This is a genomic window from Umezakia ovalisporum Ak1311 (genome assembly GCF_029891685.1).
GTDB lineage: Bacteria > Cyanobacteriota > Cyanobacteriia > Cyanobacteriales > Nostocaceae > Umezakia > Umezakia ovalisporum.
Genome location: NZ_JANQDJ010000071.1, coordinates 19,838 through 45,539, shown reverse-complemented (window position 1 = coordinate 45,539; position 25,702 = coordinate 19,838). Strand labels below are relative to the sequence as shown.

At 42.2% G+C, this 25,702-nt stretch carries 21 protein-coding genes; 11 read left to right on the top strand and 10 right to left on the bottom strand.

What is annotated here, in order from left to right:
* Positions 1–322: 322 nt before the first annotated feature.
* The gene (locus NWP25_RS14170; protein ID WP_280699629.1) at positions 323–883 is read left to right on the top strand and encodes a Bpu10I family restriction endonuclease; all 561 of its coding nucleotides are present in this window, start codon (positions 323–325) and stop codon (positions 881–883) included.
* Positions 884–1,012: 129 nt separating this feature from the next.
* Positions 1,013–1,762, top strand: a complete 750-nt coding sequence (locus NWP25_RS14165; RefSeq protein ID WP_280699627.1) for a TspO/MBR family protein — start codon at positions 1,013–1,015, stop codon at positions 1,760–1,762.
* A 428-nt stretch (positions 1,763–2,190) separates the two neighbouring features.
* Here NWP25_RS14165 and NWP25_RS14160 read toward each other — a convergent pair whose 3' ends face one another.
* The 3 genes from NWP25_RS14160 to rimI form a co-directional block, all read right to left on the bottom strand.
* The gene (locus tag NWP25_RS14160; RefSeq protein ID WP_280652521.1) at positions 2,191–2,409 is read right to left on the bottom strand and encodes a helix-turn-helix domain-containing protein; all 219 of its coding nucleotides are present in this window, start codon (positions 2,407–2,409) and stop codon (positions 2,191–2,193) included.
* 273 nt (positions 2,410–2,682) lie between these two features.
* Entirely contained in the window at positions 2,683–5,154 is a 2,472-nt protein-coding gene (locus NWP25_RS14155) for an ATP-dependent Clp protease ATP-binding subunit (RefSeq protein ID WP_280652522.1), read from the bottom strand.
* 454 nt (positions 5,155–5,608) lie between these two features.
* Positions 5,609–6,154 (bottom strand): ribosomal protein S18-alanine N-acetyltransferase, encoded by a 546-nt coding sequence (rimI, locus tag NWP25_RS14150; protein ID WP_280657691.1) that lies wholly within the window; start codon positions 6,152–6,154, stop codon positions 5,609–5,611.
* 168 nt (positions 6,155–6,322) lie between these two features.
* On the opposite strand from rimI, the gene lysA reads away from it, so the two are divergent.
* From lysA to NWP25_RS14115, 7 genes are all read left to right on the top strand, one after another.
* Positions 6,323–7,738, top strand: coding sequence for a diaminopimelate decarboxylase (gene lysA, locus NWP25_RS14145; RefSeq protein ID WP_280652511.1), 1,416 nt, complete (start codon positions 6,323–6,325; stop codon positions 7,736–7,738).
* Between the two features lie 412 nt (positions 7,739–8,150).
* Complete coding sequence (cdaA, locus tag NWP25_RS14140) at positions 8,151–9,074, top strand: diadenylate cyclase CdaA (RefSeq protein WP_280652512.1); 924 nt, start codon at positions 8,151–8,153, stop codon at positions 9,072–9,074.
* Complete coding sequence (locus NWP25_RS14135; RefSeq protein WP_280652513.1) at positions 9,071–9,820, top strand: isoprenyl transferase; 750 nt, start codon at positions 9,071–9,073, stop codon at positions 9,818–9,820. The genes cdaA and NWP25_RS14135 overlap by 4 nt, the downstream gene beginning before the upstream one ends.
* A 363-nt stretch (positions 9,821–10,183) precedes the next feature.
* Complete coding sequence (locus NWP25_RS14130; RefSeq protein WP_280699625.1) at positions 10,184–11,254, top strand: sulfate ABC transporter substrate-binding protein; 1,071 nt, start codon at positions 10,184–10,186, stop codon at positions 11,252–11,254.
* 22 nt (positions 11,255–11,276) lie between these two features.
* Positions 11,277–12,128 (top strand): sulfate ABC transporter permease subunit CysT, encoded by an 852-nt coding sequence (cysT, locus tag NWP25_RS14125; protein ID WP_280699623.1) that lies wholly within the window; start codon positions 11,277–11,279, stop codon positions 12,126–12,128.
* Positions 12,118–12,990 carry a sulfate ABC transporter permease subunit CysW gene (gene cysW, locus NWP25_RS14120; RefSeq protein WP_280652516.1) on the top strand — a complete coding sequence of 291 codons (873 nt, stop codon included), beginning with the start codon at positions 12,118–12,120 and terminating at the stop codon, positions 12,988–12,990. The genes cysT and cysW overlap by 11 nt, the downstream gene beginning before the upstream one ends.
* A gap of 210 nt (positions 12,991–13,200) precedes the next feature.
* Complete coding sequence (locus NWP25_RS14115; protein ID WP_280652517.1) at positions 13,201–14,349, top strand: alanine--glyoxylate aminotransferase family protein; 1,149 nt, start codon at positions 13,201–13,203, stop codon at positions 14,347–14,349.
* A 443-nt stretch (positions 14,350–14,792) separates the two neighbouring features.
* Here NWP25_RS14115 and NWP25_RS14110 read toward each other — a convergent pair whose 3' ends face one another.
* The 5 genes from NWP25_RS14110 to NWP25_RS14090 all read right to left on the bottom strand — a co-directional run bounded on the left by NWP25_RS14110 (position 14,793) and on the right by NWP25_RS14090 (position 19,940).
* On the bottom strand, positions 14,793–16,685 hold the full coding sequence (locus NWP25_RS14110) for a hybrid sensor histidine kinase/response regulator (protein WP_280652518.1): 1,893 nt from the start codon (positions 16,683–16,685) through the stop codon (positions 14,793–14,795).
* 243 nt (positions 16,686–16,928) lie between these two features.
* On the bottom strand, positions 16,929–17,156 hold the full coding sequence (locus NWP25_RS18560) for a response regulator (protein ID WP_313959016.1): 228 nt from the start codon (positions 17,154–17,156) through the stop codon (positions 16,929–16,931).
* Positions 17,157–17,840: 684 nt separating this feature from the next.
* Complete coding sequence (gene pyrR / locus NWP25_RS14100; RefSeq protein ID WP_280650610.1) at positions 17,841–18,383, bottom strand: bifunctional pyr operon transcriptional regulator/uracil phosphoribosyltransferase PyrR; 543 nt, start codon at positions 18,381–18,383, stop codon at positions 17,841–17,843.
* A 105-nt stretch (positions 18,384–18,488) separates the two neighbouring features.
* Positions 18,489–19,457, bottom strand: coding sequence for an adenosylcobinamide-phosphate synthase CbiB (gene cbiB, locus NWP25_RS14095; RefSeq protein WP_280650609.1), 969 nt, complete (start codon positions 19,455–19,457; stop codon positions 18,489–18,491).
* A gap of 39 nt (positions 19,458–19,496) precedes the next feature.
* Entirely contained in the window at positions 19,497–19,940 is a 444-nt protein-coding gene (locus NWP25_RS14090) for an Rrf2 family transcriptional regulator (RefSeq protein WP_280650608.1), read from the bottom strand.
* A gap of 389 nt (positions 19,941–20,329) precedes the next feature.
* On the opposite strand from NWP25_RS14090, the gene NWP25_RS14085 reads away from it, so the two are divergent.
* A complete protein-coding gene (locus tag NWP25_RS14085; protein WP_280657685.1) occupies positions 20,330–20,743 on the top strand; it encodes an AbrB family transcriptional regulator in 414 nt (137 codons plus the stop codon).
* Positions 20,744–20,794: 51 nt separating this feature from the next.
* Here NWP25_RS14085 and NWP25_RS14080 read toward each other — a convergent pair whose 3' ends face one another.
* Positions 20,795–22,687: a chloride channel protein gene (locus NWP25_RS14080; RefSeq protein ID WP_280650606.1), complete on the bottom strand. Its 1,893-nt coding sequence runs from the start codon at positions 22,685–22,687 to the stop codon at positions 20,795–20,797.
* A 717-nt stretch (positions 22,688–23,404) separates the two neighbouring features.
* On the opposite strand from NWP25_RS14080, the gene NWP25_RS14075 reads away from it, so the two are divergent.
* Entirely contained in the window at positions 23,405–23,776 is a 372-nt protein-coding gene (locus NWP25_RS14075) for a hypothetical protein (RefSeq protein WP_280650605.1), read from the top strand.
* 28 nt (positions 23,777–23,804) lie between these two features.
* Here the strand turns inward: NWP25_RS14075 and NWP25_RS14070 are convergent, their stop codons facing one another.
* A complete protein-coding gene (locus tag NWP25_RS14070; RefSeq protein ID WP_280650604.1) occupies positions 23,805–25,466 on the bottom strand; it encodes an ArnT family glycosyltransferase in 1,662 nt (553 codons plus the stop codon).
* Between the last annotated feature and the right edge of the window lie 236 nt (positions 25,467–25,702).

The following is a 25,702-nucleotide window of genomic DNA, read 5'->3' as shown; positions in this document are numbered from 1 at the left end:
ACCTTCAAGCTTGTATGTGTCAACAAATCAGTTATGTTCATTGGATGGAAGATATTATGAGATGTTGACATTTTCACCTTTGATAGGACTACTATATCTAACTATGTAAAGTTTTGTAACGACATTCAACATTTCTGGATTTCTTAGATCAACAACATTATGCTGAAAAGTTTGACTCTCGCTCAAATCTTCACTCTAGTGTATTGGAAGAATTTCTTTATTATTTATTTCGAGATTTAGCTAGAGATTTTGGGGTAAATGCTCTCATTAGAAAATCTCATACTTTTAAAGATATTTTTTTGTTCCTCCAAAATATGCTGAAATGCTCAAACATCCCTATGCACGTATTGAAAAGAAAGACCATGATTTTGTGATTGGTGCAACTATTGAAGCATCATTTGAAGCAGTTACACCTCCAGAAACAGAAAAAAATTCTGGTGAAATGTCCACCCTGATTAAAGAAGAACCAGAAAACTATTCAGAAGTGACAATTACAGGTAATACAGAAACTCATATATTTGATATTCCAGTAATTGTCATTGAATGTAAAACATACCTGGATAAAACTATGTTAGAAGGTTCATCACGAGCAGCAGAGGAATTAAAAGCAAGAAATCCCAATAGTTTGTATATCGTACTCATGGAGTGGATAAAATTAAGCAGTGATGTCAATCTTAGAAAGTACAAAGTTGATCATATTTATGTACTACGTCAACAAAAAAATACTGATCGAGAATTTAGGTATGAAGAAACATACATGAAAAATCCGATTAATCCGAAGGTAGTCCGACATTTATTCCATAAAGTTAGGAAACATTTAACAATGGACTGGACTAGAGCAATTGAAGATGGTATACAACGAGGTTGGTTAATTGAAGAATAATTACTTATTTTTTTGCATATTACTCAATTAGTAACTCTCAAATAATTTTTATTTTTGTCTCAATGTAAAAAAGCCTAATATATAATTAATTATTATTAATACTTACCAACTACTCACCATCTCTTAATTATGAACCAAGCCAAAACACGAATACTGGAAAAGTTCGTCAACACAGTTATGGGGGTAAAACCTGGTAAACAAAACTCCCCCAACACCTCAACAGCCACCACACAAGAACTAGATATCAACGCAGTTTTAGTTTATAAACTAGGGACTATCCTACAAATAGCAGTGATGATTCTTGTGTTGGTGGGAATGGAAAAATTAATTATGTTCATTGATAATAATTCCGGTTTCCCCAGTTGGGTTAGCACTGCATTAACTGGATTATTTTTTGCTGTCTTAAGTATCCGTTCCCGGATTTTTTCCCTTTTAGATAATACCCGTTCTCGTACCACCTATGACCAAGTAATTAGACCCAGATGGTCTCCGCCACCTTTAGCATTTCCCATAGTTTGGATGATAATAGCAGTTTTGCGGGTGATTTCCTCTGTATTAGTTTGGCAAACAATGAATCACCAATTTTTGGTATTACCTTTAATTCTGTTTGTGGTACATCTAGCTCTAGGGGATACTTGGAATACAATTTTTACCGTAGAACGGAGATTAGGTACTGCTGTTCCTGTAGTTATTTTAGGTCCTTGGTTATCTGCGCTAGTGGTGACAGCAATTTATTGGGAAACTAATCCTTTAGCAGGGATGATTTTATCATTTTCCTGTGTTTGGTTAACTGTAGCTGCTGTACTAGTGTGGAGAATTTGGCAATTAAATGGATCCGAACCTCTGTATCCCTTAAAGGTTGCATCTGGGGAGAAATAAATAGAGCTGGCTGAATAAATGTAAAACCTATATAAATCAAAGGTTTGAGGTCGCTAAAAAAACAAAACAGGTGCAGGGTTTTTGAAGGCTTTACCATCAAAAGTGTACATTTTGGGTTAGATAAATCAGAAAATTTAGGGATGACCGATAGCGGAAACTGTTCCCTGTTCCCTTTCCTCACTGATAATTTCTCAACTCAAATAGGATGACTATACATGAAAAACTGTAGGGAAGAATTAATTCTCTACCTCCAAAGTGACGCAATAACACTGTGATTATTTCTGGGAGTTTTTTTTTAAAGCTTTTTGCACTTATGGTTTAGCATTGGCACTGGGTGGGCCTGGTACTTTTAATTTGGCATTGAGCTTGTAGCGGACAATTTTATGTACCGTTTTGTAAGCCAGTGTCACTCAGCACTTTTGAGATAGCTATTCTTGGATTTGGCTGTAGCTGTTAAATCCTTGGGGTTGACTCAAGTCTTGCTGTAGTTGGTTCATCACTTGGGGTGGAACTAAACTTTGTTTTCCTGGAGGAGTTTTCAACTCCAGCAATCCTTCGATTCCCTCTTGCTGATACCTTTTTACCCAACGGTACACGGTTGATTCGTTTCTTCCTAATCTTTGTGATAGTTCTTGTCTCGTAGCGATAGAGCATGCGCTTTGGTTTTGAGCCAGTAGAGCATCTGTACCCTTTCTTTGGTTGCGCCAGTAACTGCATGACGCAATCGGTGTTGTAATTCCTCACAACTGATTTCCCATACAGATGCACCTGATTTTACTTCTCTTAATTTAGTGCATCTTCATAGAGAATTGGTATCAGCCACAAAACCCTCCTTCTTTTCTCTTGCGCCTGGTGCTTCACAAAAAAAAGGGTAGAGAACGGAAATTCCCCACCGCTGATTTAAGTTTTATAATTTCTAACTAGGAATCAACACCCTGAGTTAATAACTCGCGGCGCTGTCCAGCACTAACTTGAACGTTACCACTCTCATCAACATCAACGTAGGCGATGTCGCCATCCTTAATGCGACCAGAGAGAATTTCTTCTGCTAGGCTATCTTCTAACAAGCGCATAATCGCTCGACGTAACGGCCTTGCGCCATAGCTGGGGCTGTAACCTTCCTCAATCAAACGATCCTTAAAGCGATCGCTCACCTCTAAAGTGATACCCTTCTCAGTTAGACGACCAAATACTTCCTTGAGCATGATATCGGCGATTTGTGTTACCTCTAGCTTGCTCAACTGACGGAAGACAATAATTTCATCTAGGCGGTTGAGGAATTCAGGACGGAAGTACTGCTTGAGTTCTTCATTCACCAGAGAGCGAATGCGGTTGTATTGAGTCTCAGTAGCATCATCGGCGAATTCAAAGCCGATACCGCCACCGCCTTTTTCAATTACTTTAGAACCAATGTTGGAAGTCAAAATCAGCAAGGTATTCTTAAAGTCTACCGTACGTCCTTTGGCATCAGTTAACCGACCGTCTTCCAAAATTTGCAGCAGCATATTGAAGACATCGGGGTGGGCTTTTTCGATTTCGTCGAACAGCACCACAGTATAGGGTCGCCGTCTCACAGCTTCAGTTAATTGACCGCCTTCGTTGTATCCAACATAACCAGGAGGCGAACCAATCAGCTTGCTGACAGTGTGGCGTTCCATGTATTCCGACATATCCAGGCGGATCATTGCTTCCTCGGAACCGAAGAAGTAAGATGCCAAAGACTTCGCTAGCTCAGTTTTACCTACACCCGTTGGACCGGAGAAGACAAAACTAGCAATGGGTCGATTGGGATTTTTCAAACCGACACGAGCGCGGCGAATTGCCCGTGAAACTGCTTTCACAGCGTCTTCTTGACCAATCAAACGCTGATGCAAGGTGTCTTCCATGTGCAGCAGCTTTTCGGATTCCGATTCGGTGAGCTTGTTTACTGGTACGCCAGTCCAGGAAGCCACAATGTGAGCGATATCCTCTTCATCTACTACGGGTTCTTCACCTTGGTTGCTGGAACTGTTGGTTTTGCTTTGTGCGATGGCGCGAATTTCAGCTTTGATTTCCATTTCGCGATCGCGCAGTTCTCCTGCTTTATCAAAGTCTTGCGAGCGTACAGCGTCGTCTTTTTCCTTTAAGATTTGACGTAGTTCCTTGTCTAACTCCTTAGCTGCGGGTGGCAATTGGGAGTTAATCAAACGTACCCTAGAACCAGCTTCATCGATTAAATCGATAGCTTTGTCTGGGAGGTAGCGATCGCTTATGTAACGGTCAGATAATTTCGCAGCCGCTACAAGAGCTTCATCGGAGATTTTCAGCTTGTGGTGTTGCTCGTAGCGTTCGCGCAACCCGTGTAAGATTTCAATAGTTTCTTCAACTGACGGTTCACCCACCATTACCGGTTGGAAGCGTCGCTCCAAGGCTGCATCTCGCTCGATGTGCTTGCGGTACTCATCAAGAGTGGTGGCACCAATACATTGCAACTCCCCTCTAGCCAAAGCTGGCTTGAGGATATTTGCTGCGTCGATGGCTCCTTCCGCTGCACCTGCACCAATTAGGGTGTGTACCTCGTCAATCACCAGAATCACATTACCCGCCGAGCGGATTTCATCCATGATTTTTTTGAGGCGTTCTTCAAATTCACCCCGGTACTTGGTACCCGCCACCAGCAAGCCGATATCTAGAGTGACCACCCGCTTATCTTCCAGGATATCAGGCACATCTTTGTTGGCAATCCGTGACGCTAAACCTTCAGCGATCGCTGTTTTCCCAACTCCTGGTTCACCAATCAATACTGGATTATTTTTTGTCCGCCGACCCAAAATTTGGATCACCCGTTCAATTTCTTTGGCCCGTCCCACAACTGGGTCTAGCTTGTTGTCCGTCGCCATTTGGGTTAGGTTCGAGCCAAATTCATCCAAGGTTGGTGTTTTGGTGCGACCCGATGGCCCAGTGGCTGAAACCTCTGCTGTTTCTCCCAGCATTCGGATTACTTGGGTTCGTACTTTTGATAAATCCACCCCTAGGTTTTCTAGCACCCTGGCTGCCACACCTTCCCCTTCCCGGATCAGGCCCAACAGCAGATGCTCGGTGCCAATGTAGTTATGCCCTAATTGGCGCGCTTCTTCCAAGGATAGTTCTAAAACTCGCTTTGCCCGTGGCGTAAACGGAATTTCCACGGCCACAAAGCCTGAACCCCGGCCTATGATTTTTTCTACTTCAATGCGGGCATCTTTGAGATTGACACCCATTGATTTCAACACTTTAGCCGCAACTCCCGTACCTTCCCCAATCAGACCCAGGAGGATCTGTTCGGTTCCCACGAAATTGTGACCTAAGCGGCGGGCCTCTTCTTGGGCCAGCATGATTACTTTAATGGCTTTTTCTGTGAAGCGTTCAAACATGGCATTTTTCCCATCACCTGCGTCGTGCCGGTATGCTGATTTTAGCACAGGCTCTGCTTTTGGATGCCTGTATAAAGATTATAGGCCACCAAAAACTTTCGCCCTATGTAATAGCGCAAGTGCTAACTATTTATTACTTCTTTTATGGCTGCTATACTGAGGAGCTTAAGTCTACCAGGGTTTCTGGGCTTGACCACTGTGCAACATACCACTATTCTTAATGCTTTATTTAACCATTTACAAACGCTAACTAATAACACATTCGTCAGACTATAGTCAAGAATATGGTCAATTGATATTTTTTTCAAAATTTAATCTTTGGTTTAATTAAATATTTAAATCAAATGTTTTGGCGTAAACCTGAATTTTTGGTCATTAATGTGATCTTAATGGCGGTTAAGTGATTTTTATCTGTCAACCAAGATGGTGAAAAATTTCAACAATCACCAATGACTCAAAGCATCTGCCAAAAAGAGTGCTTCAAGCGATCGCTCACAGCAGTCTGCCAATTTTTCAGAGTTTTTGTAAATTGGGGACATTGTAACTCTGATAGCCACAGCACCAAAGCATCCTCGCCGTTGTCTTGGTAATAACGTTTACGCCGCCCCGCTATTTTGAAGCCAAATTTTTGATATAAAGACATGGCCACCACGTTAGAGGCACGAACTTCCAGGGTAGCTCGTTCTAAGCCGTGATCCCTAGCCGTTTCAAGTAGGGAATATAGTAAAAGCTGTCCTAAGCCTTGACGGTGATATTGGGGATGAACTGCCAAAATTGTGATGTGTGCTTCGTCTAAGATCCCCCAAAAGCAACCCATTCCTAGCAGTTTTGCCGGAACAAGAGGGGAGAACAAACCCAGGAATTCACTGTTAGGACTATCTAACTCTCTTTGGTAGCCTTCCATAGTCCACAAACCGCCAAAACAGGCTTGATCCAGTTCCAGGATGGCACTCAAATTCTCTGAAGTCAATGATTTAATCTTCAAGTCTAATAAAGTCACGTTAATGGGGAATGGAGAATAAAAAAAGAGCGCTTCAAGACAATGGCAAACTGAACTCAGGCATATCTGCTGTTACCGACTTATTTTCGGTAAACTGAGAATCGGGACACCTACTCACGCCACGCCCAGAAAATTTTCAACTTTGAGCAAGGACAATTTATAAAAACTATGGTATCGACTCACCCCACTGGGGTTCAATATACTGGTAGTCAGTATTTACCTCAAAAGCGCAACCCAAAAGCAAATGTTTCCCCCAACCAGGAACTTTTGCCTTTGACTGCCAAAGTTAATAGTCAAAACATCCTGGAAATTGGTGGGTGTGATGTCACGACACTAGTGCAGCAGTTTGGTTCACCTTTGTACATTTTAGATGAGGAAACGCTGCGTTTAGCTTGTCAGCAATACCGAGACGCATTTAAGCAATATTACCAGGGTGAATCTCAAGTATTATACGCCTCAAAAGCCTGGAGTTGTCTGGCTGTTTGCGCCATCGCTGCATCTGAAGGTTTAGGAATAGATGTAGTTTCAGGAGGCGAACTTTACACGGCTCTGACTGCTGGTGTGCAGGCGCATAAACTTTACCTCCACGGTAATAATAAATCTCGTGAAGAACTCGTTTTAGCCATTGATTCCGGTTGCACTATTGTGGCAGATAACTGGCAAGAACTACATACATTGGTGAACATAGCAAAACAAGGAGGGGAAACATCTTCGCCCATCCGGGTCATGTTGCGGTTAACACCAGGGATTGAATGCCATACCCACGAATATATTCGCACAGGACATTTAGATAGTAAATTTGGCTTTGACCCCAATGATTTGGACGAAGTATTGACCTTTGTTAGTCAGCAACCTGCTTTAAACTGCATAGGGTTACACGCTCACATTGGTTCCCAAATTTTTGAACGCCAACCCCACCAAGATTTGGCCGCTGTCATGGTGCAGTGGTTACAAAAGGCAGCAAATTACGGTTTAAGCGTCACAGAATTGAATGTTGGTGGTGGTTTAGGAATTAAATACACTGAATCCGACGATCCCCCCAGTATTGAAGAATGGGTAAAGGCAATTTGTGAAGTCGTTCAAGAAGCTTGCACCGCGGAGAATCTACCTTTGCCAAAATTGTTATGTGAACCCGGGCGATCGCTCATTGCCACAGCCTGCATCACGGCCTATACTATTGGATCATCGAAAGTTGTACCCGACATTCGTACCTACTTGACAGTTGATGGCGGCATGTCCGACAATCCCCGACCGATAACTTACCAATCAGTTTATCGTGCAGTAGTGGCCAATAAAATGTCTGCTCCTGTCACAGAAACCGTAACAATTGCCGGTAAACATTGTGAATCGGGGGATATTCTCATTAAAAATGCCCAACTGCCAAAAACTGAACCAGGGGATATTCTCGTGGTTATGGCAACTGGTGCCTACAACTACAGTATGGCATCTAACTATAATCGCTTATCCCGACCCGCAGCTGTTCTAGTGGCAAATGGTGATGCCAACCTAATTTTGCGCCGGGAAAGTTATCAGGACTTGATTCGACAAGATTGTCTACCAGACAGACTAAACGCGCGGAAGTAACAAGCATAAAGGTTGAATTTTGGGAGTTTCCCCACTTGTCGGCCTTTGGCATTCTTCCGGGGTAAAAGCTACTGTGAACTTAGAAGCTAAAAAGCCCATTTTTTCTCAACCCTCTCTTTCCTTAAAGTTGGTTTGTATACAAAGCTCCAAAACTTCCTATACCCAGGAATTTCCACAGAACAAGAAAAGGTTGTTCCATGGTTTTTGGGTGATTCCGTGAGTTTTGTATAGACTTACTCTTTTAGGACAGGGAGGGTGCGGAAAAGAGGTTTCTAGAATCAATAGCTAAAAAATGATCACCAATAGCTAATGATTCATCACTCGCTGATTCCTCAAGCGTAAACCTTTGGCGCATAAAAACGACGGGGAAATGACAGAATATTGAGGCACAACAAAGAGTAATCCAGATGTCATGAGAGATTCGTGGAAGCAATGGCTGACAAACCTGGGATGGTCGCAGTCCTTGCTGCTTGGGACTCTGGATATCTTGTTAGTGTTAGCGCTGACATATATGATACTAGTTATTATTAGTGAGCGTCGAACACTTTGGATGGTGCGGGGTTTCATTATCTTGATGTTAGCCTCAGCAATTAGTGGCAGAATGGGTCTACTACTGTTAAATTTTGTTCTCGAAAAGTTGGTGATTGGCTGTGCTGTAGCCATGGCTGTTGCTCTCCAGTCAGAGTTTCGCCGCTTTTTAGAACAAGTGGGACGTGGTGAATTCCAGCAGTTATTTAAACCATCCAGTTTAACAATCCCCAAGTCTGATACTGTGATTGATGAAATTGTGGATGCGGTTAAAGAACTTTCAAAAAACCGCATAGGAGCTTTGCTGATTTTGGAAACAACTGGTCCGATTCACGAGCGGGATTTTTCTGTGCCTGGAGTTAAGCTGAATGCTGATGTTTCTAAGGAACTCATACAGACAATTTTTCAACCAAAAACTTTACTGCACGATGGAGCAACTTTGATCCGTGGCTCGCGTATTGTTTCATCAGGTATAATTTTGCCCCTTTCGGGACGCACAGCCTCCCGCCAGTTGGGAACACGCCATCGGGCTGCAATGGGAATTACTGAGCGAGTGGAAAATTGTATCTGTGTCGTTGTATCAGAAGAAACGGGTTCTATTTCCCTAGCGGAACGAGGAACTCTCAATCGACCACTGACGATTAGAACACTCAAAGAGTCCTTGGAGGCTCGATTATCTCCAGCTGTAGACCGGGAGGCAGTTGCTCCTAGTTTATTAGGTTTGGGTCTTCAGATGGGTCGTAAGGCAATAATACTAGTTTCACGTTTACTCGGATTACCATCGACCGCTTCTCGAAATAAAAAATGACAGCACAACAAACTGAATTGCAATATTTACCCTCTGACTTAAAACGAGAACTACTGCCAAAGCACGTTGCAGTGATTATGGATGGCAATGGTCGATGGGCTAAACGTCAAGGTCTACCCAGAATTATGGGACATAAGCGAGGAGTGGATGCTCTCAAGAATTTGCTGCGCTGTTGTAAAGATTGGGGTATTCAGGCGTTAACCGCTTACGCTTTTTCTACCGAGAACTGGAAAAGACCCCACGAAGAAGTAGATTTTTTGATGACTTTGTTCCAAAAAGTTTTACGCCAAGAGCTACGGGAAATGATCGAGGAGAATGTGCAAATCCAGTTTGTGGGCAATTTAAATGCTTTACCGCTATCACTACAAGCAGAAATCTCCCGCTCAATGGCAGCAACCCGCCATAATCATGCTATTCGGTTCACGGTAGCTACTAATTATGGTGGACGGCAGGAAATTTTACAAGCTTGCCGCGCCATCGCCGAAAAAGTGCAGCAAGGTGTCCTTAAACCTGATCAAATTGATGAACAGTTATTTGAGCGTCACCTGTACACAGCAGGAATTACTGACCCCGATTTATTAATTCGTACTAGTGGCGAAATGCGACTTTCAAATTTTCTCCTCTGGCAAATGGCCTATGGGGAAATTTATATTACGGATGCTCTTTGGCCAGATTTTGACCGTAATGAGTTCTACCAGGCCTTGTCTGCCTATCAGCGAAGAGAGCGGAGATTTGGGACAGTCTAATTAGTAACTGTAGGCAAAATTTTCTACATAAACTTAATCATAACTTGGTCAGCGATAGCCACGCTGTAATCGTTGACAATCATTATGTCAAAGGCACGCTTCTAGAACTGACGCATTGACAGAACAAACTAAATAGGAAGTATGGATTTTAGAGACTTAACGTTTATTCTCTCACAATTTTAGGCCATCGCCATTTATCAAAGAATGATTGATAAAAGCCTGAAACGACCCATTTCCCTCAATCCACAAAATAATAAATTTGTACGGTGTGTAAGTCCTACTGTAATATCTATGACTAAACCCAAAAAGCCCATAACTTGATAGATTAACTGTAGATTTAAATTGAGGAGCCTTAAGCTCAGTATGTGGCTGGATAATTGGAATCAATGGAAACACACATCATTATTAAAAAGCTTGATTTCCCCGTTTTTGGTAGCAGTCTGCTTAAGTATTGGGATCTCCGCCTGCGCTCCTGGTAATAGTGAAAGTGGTTCAGCAAGAAAAGAACTTACCCTACTCAGCTACGCCGTCACCCGCCCCGCATATAAAAACATTATCCCCCTCTTTGTCAAAGAGTGGCGAGAAAAAACCGGGCAGATTGTCACCTTTGGCCAAAGCTACGGCAGTTCAGGCTACCAAACCCGTGCTGTAATTGACGGTTTAGAAGCAGACATAGTAGCCCTAGCGCTATCGGCAGACACCTTGAAAATTCAAAATGCCGGACTAATTAAACCTGGCTGGGAGAAAAAAACACCCAATGGCGACGGCATTGTTCACCGTTCTGTAGGCGTGATTGTTACCCGCGAAGGCAACCCGAAAAATATTAAAAATTGGGATGATTTAGCCCGGGATGACATCAGCGTAGTCACTGCTAACCCCAAAACCTCTGGTGGCGCTCGTTGGAACTACATGGCCCTATGGGGGAAGATAATCAAAACAGGCGGCACTGAAGAACAAGCCAAAGAGTTTGTGACTAAAGTCTACGCCAATGTACCAGTTTTACCAAGAGATGCCCGTGAAGCAACTGACGCATTCTTTGTGCAAAAACAGGGAGATGCACTCATCAACTACGAAAACGAAGTAATCTTAGCTAAAGAGCAGGGACAAAATTTACCTTACCTAGTTCCCGAAATTAATATTTCTATTGATAGCCCCATTGCCGTAGTCGATAGCTATGTTGACAAGCGAGGTACCCGCGAGGTAGCAGAAGCCTTTGTGCAGTTTCTCTTTACCCCCACAGCCCAGCGCGAGTTCGCCAAAGTGGGATTTCGCTCTGTGATACCAGAAGTAGCGGCGGAATTTGCCGGCAACTATCCCAAAATCTCGACGCTGTTCACCATCGAAGACTTTGGTGGATGGAATCAAGTCAGTCCCAAATTCTTTGACGACGGCGCAATCTTTGATGATATCCAAGCCAATATTGCCCGACGTTAGGCCTAACTCACCTCCTCAAGTCATGACACTTTCAAACACACAATCTACCTTCCTCCCTAATCCCAAAAATTGGCTGAAGGGCTTTTCTTTGCCGTGGGGAATTACCATTACCTATCTTTCCATTGTCTTACTGTTGCCCGTCTCAGCCTTGATACTACGGGCTACAACCCTAACACCTGGGGAGTTTTGGCGGCTGGCTACCGCTCCTGTTGCCCTGTCAACCTACAACATCACATTTGGTACTGCCTTTTTTGCGTCCGCTATTAACTGCGTGGCTGGTACTGCTACAGCTTGGGTGCTGGTGCGTTACGACTTTCCCTTGAAACGAGTTCTAAATGCAGTGATTGACCTACCTTTTGCCCTACCCACAGCAGTTGCAGGTATTACCCTCAGTACTGTTTACAGCGAGCAAGGCTGGATTGGTTCGTTTCTCGCGCCCTTGGGCATGAGGGTTTCCTTCACTCGCTTGGGGGTGGCGGTGGCGATGGTGTTTATTTCTGTTCCTTTTGTAGTTCGCAGCGTACAGCCTGTACTGCAAGAGTTAGACCATAGCATCGAAGAAGCTGCTTGGTCTCTGGGGGCTTCCCAGTGGGAAACTTGTTGGCGGGTAGTGCTACCGCCCCTCATACCTGCCGTCCTGACGGGTACGACCCAAGCTTTTGCCAGGGCGGTGGGAGAATACGGCTCAGTGGTTTTGATTGCTTCTAATATTCCCTATCGAGATTTAATTGCTCCCATTCTGGTATTCCAGCGCCTTGAACAAAATGACATCGCTGGGGCTACCGCTATTGCCACAGTATTACTGGTTATTTCCCTGGTATTGTTGCTGATAGTGAATTTATTGCAAGCTTGGAGGCACCATTATGAGGGTTGAACCCAAATCTACCCGGTCTCTCCCAAATACAGTCAAATCCCAGCAAAATAAAGAGTGGGGTAAAGTTGCTTTGATTGCAACTGTAGTCACCTATTTAGTGCTGGTCTTGTTTCTTCCCACTCTTTATGTATTTATTGGAGCTTTTAGCCGAGGTATCAGCCCATTTTTTGCCAATCTTACCAGTCCTGATTTTATTCAAGCTTTGCGTCTTACGGCATTAGCTGTAGCAGTAGCTGTACCATTAAATATAGTCTTTGGGCTATGTGCAGCTTGGGTAATTGCCCGTCGTCGGTTTCGGGGACGTACTCTGTTACTCAGTATCATTGACTTACCGTTTTCAATTTCACCCATTGTGGCAGGTTTAATGCTTGTTTCCCTCTATGGACGCAATGGGCTACTTGGCCCTCTACTACAATCCTTGGACATCAAGATTATTTTTTCCTTCCCTGGTATTGCCCTGGCGACTATGATGGGGGGAATGCCCTTTGTAGCTCGGGAGGTAATTCCAATATTAGAAGAAGTGGGCACTCAAGAAGAAGAAGCTGCCAAAACCTTGGGGGCTGGAGAATGGCAAACTTTCTGGCGAGTGACACTACCTTCTATTCGTTGGGGATTGTTCTATGGAATTATTCTCACCACTGCTCGGGCTATGGGAGAGTATGGTGCTATTGCTGTAGTATCGAGTAACTTAATTGGCCGTAGCCAGACCCTCACCCTATATGTAGAAGAGGCTTATCGCAATTACGATTCCCAAAGCGCCTTTGCCGCTTCGGTGGTTTTAGCCGGACTTGCTGGTGCTACCCTGGTCATTAAGGAGCTGTTTGAGCGTCGCATTCGTATCAAAGATGAAAGAGACAGCTAGTACCACCTTGAATTCAAAAGTCAAACCGCTTTATTACTTGGGTCAAGCAACTTGTTAAAAAAACGAACCCCAAAAAGTGATGTTTGGAATCTCCCCCTGCACCAAGTAAGCAGTGAGTGGGGGATAAGGTCAAGAAGGTCATTCTTTGATTTCAGGTTTGGTATCACTTTTGATGCGATAAATTAAGTATCGTTTAGGCAAAAGCAAATCATGATGCCAACTATTTCCATTAACGACAGTCACCGCTTACCACTAAAACCTCTAGAAATTCCATTGCGTCTGCTATTGGGGCCTGGCCCATCCAATGCCCATCCCGCCGTTCTTCAAGCCATGAATACCCCACTAATTGGGCATCTCGACCCAGCTTTTTTGGAACTCATGGATGAAATTCAATCTCTGCTCCGCTACGTATGGCAAACAGAAAACTATCACACCATAGCAGTTAGTGGTACGGGTTCAGCCGCAATGGAAGCAACTATCGCTAATGCTACAGTACCGGGTGATGTGGTTTTGATTGGTGTAGCTGGATACTTTGGCAATCGCCTGGTAGACATAGCTGGGCGATATGGCGCGGATGTGCGAACTATCCCCAAACCTTGGGGGCAAGTTTTTAGCCTTGATGAACTTCGCACGGCTGTAGAAAAGCATCGTCCGGCAATTTTGGCTTTGGTTCACGCCGAAACTTCCACAGGTGCACGTCAACCTTTAGAAGGAGTGGCTGAGTTGTGCCGTGAATTTGGGACTTTGTTGTTGGTAGATACAGTTACCAGTTTAGGTGGTGTGCCGATATTTTTGGATGCTTGGGGAGTTGACTTGGCTTATAGTTGTAGTCAAAAAGGATTGGGTTGTTCTCCTGGTGCTTCACCTTTTACCATGAGTTCTCGTGCAGTAGAAAAACTGCAGCAGCGTTCTACAAAGGTGACCAACTGGTATTTAGATATGTCTTTATTGCGTAAATATTGGGGGAAAGAACGAACCTATCACCACACAGCACCCATTAGTCTATACTATGGCTTGCGGGAAGCACTGCGTCTAGTGGCAGAAGAAGGATTAGCCAATTGTTGGGAGCGTCATCAAAAGAATGCAGAGTATCTCTGGGAAGGATTAGAAGATTTAGGCTTAAGTATGCACGTTGAGAAGGAGTATCGTCTGCCAACTTTGACTACTGTGCGTATTCCCACAGGAGTAGATGGTAAAGCCATCGCTCAACGGTTACTCGATGAACATAATATTGAAATTGGCGGCGGTTTGGGTCAATTAGCCGGTCAAGTTTGGCGAGTGGGACTAATGGGTTTTAATAGTCGCCGAGAAAACGTTGACCAACTTCTGTCCGCATTACAGCAAGTTTTACCCAAGTAGCCATCATCCCACTAGCCCAAACCCTCTCCTTGGTCAGGGGAGGGACAGGTTCTGGTGTGCAAAACAAGGATAAGGTTAATGCTGCTTTAGTGAAAGAAAAAACCAGTAATTATTAGGGGTAAGAGAATTAAGGCAGAGACAATTAAAACAAGTGTTGCAGGATCAATTTTAATGTAGTTCTTCTGTGGATCTTCCATTTGTGAACATCTCAAACGAGTTAAGTGTATGAATTTAGCCTATGGTATATTTGCTCTTTCTTCCCACATTACTACGAATCTTCCCCGCTAAGGGTTTACCTCACTTATGTGAAATGCCTGTAAGTAAAAATCAAACTAACTATATTACGAAAAGTAAACAAGTCTGAAACCCCAAGCAATCAACCGGATTTACGCCCAGTTGCGTAATTAAATTTTTTAGCTGATTTTAAGTTCCGTGTAGCAGAACTAATCCTTACTTTTAACAGCACTAATGGTTTGCAATAACTGACTAGCTGTGTAAGGCTTCGCTAAAAAGGCTTTAATGCCAACATCATGAGCCGCTTTGAGTTTATCAGTTGTCGCCAATCCACTGACAGCTATAATTTTTACATTTGGGTTAATTTTTTGCAATGTCCTAATAGTTGTCATCCCATCCATAGAGGGCATAATCATATCGGTTAAGACAAGAGATATTTTGTCTCGATTTTCGACATACAAAGCTATGGCCTCAATACCATCACTGGCGGTGATTGCTTGGTAATTATAGTTTTCTAAAGATGTTTTCGTAATATCGCGAATGGTGGCTTCATCATCTACAACTAAAATTAATTCTCCATTGCCTTGGGGCAAACTCTGTTCCACTTCTTCTATGGTTTCTGCTATCTTTTGTGCCGGCAAATATACCTTGAATTGACTGCCGTGTCCTGGTTCACTGTGCACATTTACAAAACCACCGTGGCTTTTAATAATCCCCAAAACTGTAGACAGCCCCAGCCCAGTTCCTTTACCAATTTCTTTAGTTGTAAAAAATGGCTCAAATATCCGATCTAATATTTCTGGATTAATACCCATTCCTGTATCAATAACAGTAATAACTACATAGAAACCAATTTTGGCATCAATGTTCATTCTGGCGTAATTCTCATCTACTAACAGATTTTCCGCCAATATTTTTAAATTCCCGCCATGGGGCATGGCATCACGAGCATTAACACACAAATTCATCAGCAATTGATGTAATTGTGTAGCATCACCACATACAGTCCACAGATTTTGAGGAATTTGGGTAGTAACTTCTATGGACTTGGGAAAAGTTTCCTTAATAATTTGTTGGATTTCTATAATTAAATGCTTTAGTTGTAAAAGAGTGCGCTCTCCCTCAAGACCACGAGTAAATGATAATACCTGGTTAACTAAATTGGCTCCACGTTTAGCGTTGGAAATCAAAATGGGCAACAACCTTCTAGATCGCTCATCATATGTTTGCGACTCTAAAAGTTGGGCTGTCATCATAATTGGCGCTAGAACATTATTTAGGTCATGGGCAATACCGCTTGCCAAAGTGCCAATGCTTTCTAATCTTTGGGCACGGAGAAATTGAGATTCCAGTTGTTTTTTTTGGGTAATATCTGTATTAACCACTAGGATAGATTGTGGTGTATTACCAAAGTTTTGCACTAATGTCCAACGGCTTTGGACAATAATTTCTCGTCCTGATTTCGTCTTTTGATGTAACTCTCCCTCCCATGAACCATGTTGCATCAGATGCTTGAATGCTTCTTGTAATAGCGGTTCATTTTTTTCATGCCAAAGTTCTTGTGTTTTCTTGCCAATTGCTTCTTGTTTTTTCCAACCGTATAAACTTTCAGCTGCTTTGTTCCAAAATAAAACAGGGTCGTCCACGTGGTGGACAAAAATCGCATCGGTAGCAACGTCTAATAAAGCGGCTTGTTGGCGGATTTTCTGTTCTGTTTGTTTACGCTCCATAGCGTAACGGATGGAACGTTCTAGTAAAGGCGCGGTCAATTGGCTTTTTTCTAAATAATCTGCTGCGCCTGCTTTCATGGCTTCTAAGTCTATTTCCCTGTCTCCATGACCAGTTAGTAAAATTATCGGGGATGAACAGCCTTCGGCGATGGCTTGACGCAATAGCTCTAGTCCACTATGAATTCCTAAACGGTAGTCTACAAGATAAATATCATAATTGTTCTGAGCGATGATATCCTTGGCGATTTCATAATTATCTATCCATTCCAACTCGCAGCCAGCTACCTGAAATTCACTAAACCAATCACGAGTTAAAATATAATCCTCCTCATCATCGTCAACTAACAGAACTCTGATTGGGTTGTCGTTCATTTCTTACTCCCAAATCTTCTAGCGGTAGTTGCACTATTTCAAGCCAGAATTTTCCTATACTGTTCATGATTTCAACTAGGGAGGTAAATGTTACTGGTTTAGTGATGAAGGAATTTGCACCTAAATAGTAAATATGATATGTGTCTGTTTTGTATCTAAATTTGATAGTATTATCACTGTAGTAAGGCGTAGTATGCGATCTGTTTTAATATCAAAGTTTTGCAGTACTTCAAAACCGTTTTTTTAGGCATATTTAAATGTAGTAAAATTAGCCCTCCCTGGACGTGGAGCGTGAGTTGTGCCATTGTACGAACCACGATTGTGCGGGTAATCCAGCAGATCTTTACCATTGCTGGCAATATGGAGATTGATTGGCAATTGGCTTTCTGCTAATGCTCTATGAACTAATATGTGGTCTTCTTCATCATCATCCGTCATGATCATTGTGACGGTTGTGTGCCTACCGTCCACGCTGAATTTCTCCCATAAATTAGTCACTAAGTTAGACAGTATCAATAATTGAAGTTTAAATTACGACATACTCCCAGATATACCAGATAAAGATATATCTGTTAAGTTAGAGAATGCCATTTTACGGTTTTTTATTAATCTCTCTCCAGGAAGAATAACCAGAAATTACAATTCATTGGCAACCTGACCATAAACTTTAGTTCTTGTCCTAGTATAGTTTCTACTGTGTTGACACTCCCCTGCCTTTAGGCTAGGGGATTTTACATTCACCGTTTCTGTAGCTTTAATATGCCTGACGGGACGCCACGCGAAGGAGGATGCCCTCCCCTATTTTTTGCTAAATTGAGAATATTTACTGCTGCATTCACATCTCTTTACGACTCACACCCACAACCACATCTATTACATTTGTATTAACTTTGGCTATGCAAGGGTTGGAAAGTGTGAAAAATACGGTCAACATACTTTTGATAAAAACCAATTCCATTATCTTCAACAGTAACTTGGCAAGTGTCAGAAACTACAGCAACTTCATCTGGTTGACCGTGTAAAAGTTTACGTTAAAATTTTGCACAAGCTGTGGTTTCGGGGCGGTGAAAAATTTCAGATGTTGTTTGACGATGCCTAAGACTAGTAAGGAAAGGATTTAGGTATGAGGTTTTGTATTGTCCTAAGTCGTCATTCCTAGTTATTTGCCCCCATCAACTCAACTGCATCTCTACCGTCCCAATCTTGTAAATAAACCTTGACAATTTCTTCTTTAGCGGTAGGTAGTTGCTTGCCAAGGAAATCTGGGTGAATTGGTAGTTCTCGATGACCTCTGTCTACTAAAACCGCTAAACGAATTACTTCCGGTCTACCATATTCGGTAACGGCATTCAAAGCAGCGCGAACCGTCCGACCTTTAAAAATTACATCATCTACCAGCACAACTGTCTTGCCTGTGAGGTCAAAAGGAATGTTGGTTTTTGCTGGAGTCCTTAATCCAATTTTGTCGAGATCATCTCGATAAAATGTGATATCTAACGCCCCCACTGCCACGCTGACACCTTCGAGTGTTTCAATCTGACGTGCCAATAATTCTGCTAATAGCGCTCCTCTAGTATAAATACCGATGAGTACCAGTTGGGATAAATCACGGGATTTTTCAACAATCTGACAGGCCAGGCGAGTTAAAGTACGACGGAGGTCTTCTGAAGAAAGGATTTCAACTACTTTGGCAGACATAGTTTAGATGGAGAAATGGATAGATAGGCCATGAATCGCATTTGTACAAGGGAATTATGAATGGGGAGCAAAAATGTCTCAATGCCCAATTTTCTATATTAATAATTATCGGTTTACAAGTACGAATAACAAAGCGATCACTATCCCCAGCCAGAATAAAAAAGAGTATCGAGTCAGTAATAAGGCAGTTTGAATCGATTTTGGGGTAATGGGATGCATAGCATCTCCTAGTAGTGGTTTTTGTTTAGGCACTCCGCCGTACCAATTTGTTCCTCCCATTTGCACACCTAAAATCGCCGCATAAGCACACTCACTCCAGCCTGAGTTGGGACTGGGATCTTTTACTCCATCTCGGCAACACATTCGCCAAACATATCGGGGTTTACCTGACAATAATCCCAAGGTAATTACCGTTAAGCGACAAGGTAGCCAAGTTAAGTAATCTTCCAACCTCGCGCTAAACCACCCCAAATAAGTATATGGCGCTTGACGGTAACCAACCATGGAATCCAAAGTGCTACTAGCTTTGTATGCTAAAGCCAAAGGAATTAAACCCACACCAGGCAAACAAGCACCAAGAATTGCATAAAACAGTGGTGCCATAACCCCATCAGTAGCATTTTCCGTGACAGTTTCTAACACAGCGCGTAAAATTTCTGGTTCTGAGAGCTTTTGTGTATCTCTACCTACGTAATTACTTAAAATGTTACGTGCTGACTCTAAATCTCCGGCGGTTAATGGTTCTAAAACCCGATACGCTGCTGTTCGTAAACTTTTTAAAGCAAAACAACTAGCTAGAAGAATGCTTTCCACAACAATTGCCCACAATGGATGGAACCATTTGGCAGTTTCAATTATTAACCAACCGACACAGCCGCTACCAATTATTAAAATCAAACCTAAGAAGATTCCAGCTATGCGTTGTGTTAGAGAATTATGACAAACTTGGATAAAAAATTTAGTGAGGCGAGAAATTAGACACCCCATAACTTGTACGGGATGAGGCCAACCCCAAGGATCACCAATGAAGTAATCTAATAGCGCGGCAACGATGAAAACCAGAGATAATGTCATTTGTATTCTGTTGGAAAGGGAATTAGTAATGACCAATGACTAAACAACAAAACTAGCTTCCTCTCCAAGGGAAGCTTGCCAACTACGAGCATCGTAATAGAGATCAGCAAGAGTAATACTGTACAAAGCTTCTTTTAGCTTTTGGTTGAGTCTGTGCCAGAGAGTGAATGTCACCCAATCTTCAGTTTGTGCCGGCGTTGGTGTGTGATGTGGTAAATGAGTAATAGTTTCGCCCACTGCCTCTAAAATTTGACCTATGGAAATTTGTGCTGGCTTTAATGCTAATTGGTATCCGCCAATGCTACCGCGAATTGATTTGACTAATCCAGCCCGACGCATTGTTATCAGCAACTTCTCAAGGTAAGGCGCTGGGATATCTTGGCGAAGCGAGATCACTCTCACTGATGCGGGTCCATAATCTGGTTGTAAAGTCAAATCTAGCAATGCCTTTACACTGTAATGTCCTCTAGTAGTTAGTTTCATGCTGGCAAGTTTTGTTGATTTCTCAGCTGTCAGTCGTTGTATTTTGACGAGTGACGAGTGATTAATTACTAATGGTAATGATTAAAGGATGAGGTTTGCTGATCATCTTGTGTTCTCACTATCAAGCTGACCAAGTGTACAATTTTTGGGTGGGGCTTTAAAAAAATTAAACGAATATTAGCAGTGATGACAAACTAAATATAGTTATGAGCATTTTATAAAATAGATTGTCTTGACAATATTGATAATTATGCAACAATTTCACATGAGAGTGTAATATACTTGGCAAAGCTGAGATAAAAAGTAAGGGATTGTGTTCCTACTAGCTCAATGTCAGCTAGAGTAAAATCGATTCAATTACTTCAACCATTCATTTTCGACCTAAGTTGATGCCTAAACTGAAAAAAATAGAACCCCTACAGGGTGAAGAACTGCTGAAAAAAGTTAAAGAGCTAGAAAGCCTTAGCAAAGAAGAAAAAGCGAAGCAGTGCGGCTATTACACCGTTACCAAAAATGGTATAGAGCGTGTGAATATGATGAAATTTCTGAATGCCCTCATTGATGCTGAAGGCATTCAGTTAGACAGTTCACCCAGTGCCAATGGACGTGGCGGGCGCAGTGCTAGCTATAGAATTAGTGTGCAATCAAACGGTAATTTGCTGATAGGTTCAGCTTATACAAAACAAATGAACCTTAAACCAGGAGATGAGTTTCTTATCACCTTGGGGAAAAAACATATTCGTCTGAGACAGGTAGATGAAGATGAGAAGGAAGATATGGAACCCATAGAGGCTACAGCTTAATAAATTGTCAGTTGTCAGTTGTTAATTTTTCCACTGGCTACTGACCATTGGTTAACGCCCAATGACTCTTTCTGATAAATGGTGCTGTAGTGCCTGACTCGTTACAGCCAAGCTGCATATCAATGCAACTTGCTCCCGTTCTAGTAAGCCTAAAATGTACTCATAATTATCTCGTGCTACCACAGGTAACTGGTGCAAACCTCGTAGAGTCATGCGATCTAAAGCCTCAGACAAGAGTTCATCTTGCCAAGCATAAAGAATTTCAGTGGTACAAATATCAATGAGAGTTTGACGAGATAAATCAGTCGTAATTTCACTTGAAGAATGGGAGTGAGTTTGGGGGAGACTAAGCACACGATTAATATCTTCTATAGACAAGATACCAACTAATTTTCCTGCGTCGTCAATTACTAAAGCACTACGACAGCGATCGTGGATCATTTCTATTGATGCTTCTAACACTCCCAAGGTTGCAGGCAACTTTTTGGGGTTAGCAACCATAGCATTTTTCACCAAAATTTGCTGCATAATTTCCGCTTGTTCGTCTTTCAAGTCAGAAAGACCAATTTGTTGTAGATTGGAGTTGGAGTTAAAATTCGGCTTAATTCGTTCTGTTACCCACACGCTTAAACCAACTGCTGCCATCAAAGGTAAAACAATACGGTAGTCACGGGTTAACTCAAATAACATCAAAATAGCTGTTAATGGTGCTCTGACACTCGCAGCTAAAACTGCTGCCATGCCTACCATTGCATAGGCTGGGGGAGCCGCCATCACCTCACCAAATGCGGGAAATAGGAGGGTAATGATTTTGGCGTAAACAGAACCAAAAGAAGCACCTAAAAACATTGCTGGTGCAAATAAACCACCAATAAACCCACTGCCTGTACTGATTGCCGTCATCAATAATTTAAGTACTAACAGCACAATCAATAACTCCAGAGAAAACTCTACATCTTGAAGCATGGCTTCGACAGTTTCATAACCGATGCCTAAAATTTGGGGAAATTTTAAAGCTACTGTGCCGAGGATTACACCACCAATCAAGGGATGAATGGGTTTAGGAATACCTACTAATAAACCAAAACCTGAAATTAACCTAGCAAAACTAGCTTTTGCTAAATGAATACTTCCTGTATAAGTGAGAGAAACTAAACTGGCTCCTAAACCTAATCCAATATAAAGGGGTAATTCTAAAAGACTGCGGACTTGATAAACAGGTAAGTCAAAAGCCGGTTGTGCCCCCAAGCCAATTTGAGCAATTAATGCTGCCACTACTGCGGCTAGCAGCACCACACTCACAGCAGAGGTAGCAAAAGATGTTGCCCCCATCACCACTTCTAAAGCAAAAAATACTCCAGCAATGGGAGCGTTAAATCCAGCCGCTAACCCAGCCGCGGCACCAGCACCTAAAAGTAATCGTTGTCGCTCTTGAGATACCTTAAGAACTACAGACAACAGCATCCCAAAATTTGCCCCGATTTCTACACTGGGTCCTTCAGTCCCCAAAGAAGCACCACTACCCAAGGAGACAGAGGCCGCTAACATTTTTGTTACTGGTCGTAATTGTTGCTTGAGTTCTGTTCCCTGGGAGGCTGCAATCATTGATGAAAGTCCTGGGCCAAAGTCTTGAGCATACCAACGCATCAATCCGACAATTAACCCCCCTAGGATGGGAACACAGGCTAAAGTCCAGTCCCCCGGAATGGCAATAATTGCACTGATAAATTTTTCTTGCATCAGGTGATGAACCAGCTCAATTAAATAGTGAAATGTCACTACACCCATACCAGTACCGCCACCGACTAGCAGTGCTAAAAATAATACAACAGTTTCTGGTGATAGTTGAAATCGGTTAATCAGTTGTGTTAAACGGGTGGAAGGTGTGGGAAATATAGGTTTTTCCGTTACCTTCCTCATTTTGCTGGGAGGCAAGAGAGTCATTGAGAGGTGGGATAAATGTAAGAAAAAACTTAAAATTTTCGCTACTGATTCTTATTGTCAGCCATTCTTGATTAAGCAGACAAGTTAAGTGTGATGGGATGAAATTACAAAGTTTGGTAAAAAAACATTGGCTTTGTTAAAATTTTTATCATGAGAATGGTTAAATATAGAAAGAATTAATCATCAATGGTCAAACAGTTTTGGATTTTAGATTTACGTTAGCAAAGTGTACACAGCGCAGCGAGTGTTTTAGATTGACTCTACCTCCTTTGAGATACAAATTGGGGATTTTAAATTGCCGTTAGCGAAGCCTAAGCATCGCAACGAGCAGTTTAGATTGAAAATGAAAAAATCAGTTAATCCCAGATCTGAAATTTAAAATCTAAAACTGATTAATCCAAAATCCAAAATTGGCGCGGTCAACGATCACTAGTAAGATGCGAGTGAGTGCTTACTTATTTTCTGTAGAGAAAATACATTGTCTGTATATTGTTTGTAAACTTAATGGGTGCACCATGGGCGAGCAGTAAACAGAGGCCATCCTCATCTAAATCTAGCTACATTCGTGTTGCGACCATTGAACCATGCTTTGTAGAAATATACAGGAGTGATTCATGGCTGATGTAGGATCGCACCGTGAGGTCTACTAAGTGTTTTTCCAAAATGGAATATAGCTATTCTTATAGAGTGAGTAAATGGACTAAGCGGACGAGGTAGATGAATATACACACCTTTGATAATCATTATGTTGGTTGCCCAATTTGTCAAAGAAATGCTAAACAAAGACTAGCTGAGTCACACATTGGCTTGTTTACCTGTCCGTATTGTCAGCAAAGGCTAGTAGTGTGTCGCAGTGGGCATTACGTGCGCGATCCGTTTATGCTCAAACAAATCATGCTTTGTTCGTCTCTACGTCGTCAAAGTAGTCCTTTAGCTAGAATTATACGAGATTTTATTCTGATCAAGCGTCCTATATTAAGCTTGGCTGTGGGTCTGGCTATTTTCTTGACTATGATGACTGTAACGCAGGAAAATACCAACTACGATCCCCAATTTCCCAGCACTGAGAAAACTCAAGACGGGAAATAATCCGGACAAGGGCAAAAGTTAATTACCCCTACCGATTAGGTTCTTTAGTGATTAATATCCAGTCTTCAGCTTGGGAAATCCGCTTCATTGATTCTAGTTGGAGTTCTTTGAGCAAATCTGCATGTATTAAAAAGTAAGGTTGTCTACTGTACTGCCAATAATATTGCAGTTCACTTACGGGAGCGGGAACAATGGTTCGATAGCGTTTACGGAGCTTATGCCTTTCACTCAGGATGACTTCAGAATCGCTATAAAAATCTAATGAAGGTCTGTGATTTGAATAAGATGTATAAATTTTGTTGACTGGCGGATCTGCTTGCCTGATCATCTCCGCTACTGGCTTGACCGAATAAGCATCCCATAATTCCCAGAGCCAGTAGTTTGATTTCATCAATAGCAGTAGAGAAACATAACTTCCCCACAGCAAAATCTTCAAGAATTGCCCATTACCTCGTTCTGCTAAAATAGCCGCTAAAGTCATAGTCACAGCTATTGCTGCAAAAATTAGCTGTAAATCGGTTTTGTGTGGTGTGGTGCTACTTAAGTAAATGCTAGCCGCAGAAGTGACTACAGCAAGTATTGACAACCCAGCTACCCAAGTACGCGGATAGGATGATGTTATGGGCAGATTTTCTATTTCTGCTAACTCATTACCAAAAGCTAGGGCCAAACTAGGGTAAATGGGCAATAAATACCAAGGTAGTTTTATACTCATTAAGGAAATAGTCACTAAGTAGACGACACTCCATACCACTAAGAGTTTCGCCCAGCTAAGGTTAAGATTTTCCCAAACTGATCGCACAGTTTGGGGTAAAAAAATCAACCAAGGCCATGTCCATTTGAAAATTTCTATGACATAGTACCAAGGTGGTGCAGAATTTTTCTCAATAGCTGTGCCAACTCGACTCAGAGATTGATTGATCAGACCAACTTGAGCAAAACTGTAACCGTAGTGCAGAAGTTGGGCGTAATACCAAGCAGCTACGGGTAACATGCCAATGCAGATGCCTATCCAAAAATAATAACTACTGAGTAGTCTGGGTGTATCCCAAAATAAAAAGATAATGGCAATGAAAGCCAATAACACACCTAATACCCCCTGGGTTAAACAAATCAACCCAAGTCCAATGCCAATACCCAGACAATAACGTAAATCCCGGCGCGATCGCAACAAGCACAACATCATGATCATAAAAAAGCTAACCACTGCGCCATCTAAAATCGCCAATCTGCCATAACGCACTATGGGTAGCATTGTCAGATAAATCAAGGCACTATAAATTGCTGCCCAACGTTGACGAAATATCTCTCGACCGATAGTATAAAGCAGTGGTACTGAGAATGCTGTCAAAATTGAGCCAGGTAAACGTGTTGTCCACTCACTGACGCCTCCCAAAGAGTAGGCCCCGGCAATCAGCAAATGTATTAAAGGTGGTTTGTTATGATATGGTTCACCTCCTAGGGTTGGGTAAAGCCATCCCATTGAACCTGCTGGAGCATGGCAAATTTCCCTCGCAACCTGTGCCACAGTGGCTTCATCGCCATCTTGCAACGGTAATCCTCCAAGATTGACACTAAACAGTAAAGCTGCGGCCAACAGTAATACGATTATCCACACCCAATCAATCCTTTTATTAACCGCGCGGTGCTGTTTTTCTAGATAGCCCCAAATAGAACTTCCTTCTTGCATATTTTATATTTTATAGTCATCACTTTGCTTGCTGGTTTAATTACATGGAGATTAAAGCAAATCTCTGATGTTGCTACCCAGTAACAATAGGTATTTTCTAGAATTCCTAAGTTCCAAGGTTAACTCAATTTTCTCTGGCCATGGATAATTTTTGGGAAGTTTGGCTGATTTTTGTTCAATTTATTTAACAATTATTGGCTGGTAAAAATGATACAAATATTACCAGTGTTAATATG

Coding starts and splice junctions, on each gene's coding strand:
- NWP25_RS14090 (WP_280650608.1), bottom strand. CDS start 19,940: ATGAAACTAACTACTAGAGGACATTACAGTGTAAAGGCATTGCTAGAT.
- cysW (WP_280652516.1), top strand. CDS start 12,118: ATGAGGGTTGAACCCAAATCTACCCGGTCTCTCCCAAATACAGTCAAA.
- NWP25_RS14135 (WP_280652513.1), top strand. CDS start 9,071: ATGACAGCACAACAAACTGAATTGCAATATTTACCCTCTGACTTAAAA.
- NWP25_RS14170 (WP_280699629.1), top strand. CDS start 323: ATGCTCAAACATCCCTATGCACGTATTGAAAAGAAAGACCATGATTTT.
- cbiB (WP_280650609.1), bottom strand. CDS start 19,457: ATGACATTATCTCTGGTTTTCATCGTTGCCGCGCTATTAGATTACTTC.
- cysT (WP_280699623.1), top strand. CDS start 11,277: ATGACACTTTCAAACACACAATCTACCTTCCTCCCTAATCCCAAAAAT.
- NWP25_RS14115 (WP_280652517.1), top strand. CDS start 13,201: ATGATGCCAACTATTTCCATTAACGACAGTCACCGCTTACCACTAAAA.
- NWP25_RS14130 (WP_280699625.1), top strand. CDS start 10,184: ATGTGGCTGGATAATTGGAATCAATGGAAACACACATCATTATTAAAA.
- lysA (WP_280652511.1), top strand. CDS start 6,323: ATGGTATCGACTCACCCCACTGGGGTTCAATATACTGGTAGTCAGTAT.
- pyrR (WP_280650610.1), bottom strand. CDS start 18,383: ATGTCTGCCAAAGTAGTTGAAATCCTTTCTTCAGAAGACCTCCGTCGT.
- NWP25_RS14155 (WP_280652522.1), bottom strand. CDS start 5,154: ATGTTTGAACGCTTCACAGAAAAAGCCATTAAAGTAATCATGCTGGCC.
- NWP25_RS14080 (WP_280650606.1), bottom strand. CDS start 22,687: ATGACTCTCTTGCCTCCCAGCAAAATGAGGAAGGTAACGGAAAAACCT.
- NWP25_RS14110 (WP_280652518.1), bottom strand. CDS start 16,685: ATGAACGACAACCCAATCAGAGTTCTGTTAGTTGACGATGATGAGGAG.
- NWP25_RS14085 (WP_280657685.1), top strand. CDS start 20,330: ATGCCTAAACTGAAAAAAATAGAACCCCTACAGGGTGAAGAACTGCTG.
- NWP25_RS14165 (WP_280699627.1), top strand. CDS start 1,013: ATGAACCAAGCCAAAACACGAATACTGGAAAAGTTCGTCAACACAGTT.
- NWP25_RS14075 (WP_280650605.1), top strand. CDS start 23,405: ATGAATATACACACCTTTGATAATCATTATGTTGGTTGCCCAATTTGT.
- cdaA (WP_280652512.1), top strand. CDS start 8,151: ATGAGAGATTCGTGGAAGCAATGGCTGACAAACCTGGGATGGTCGCAG.
- NWP25_RS14070 (WP_280650604.1), bottom strand. CDS start 25,466: ATGCAAGAAGGAAGTTCTATTTGGGGCTATCTAGAAAAACAGCACCGC.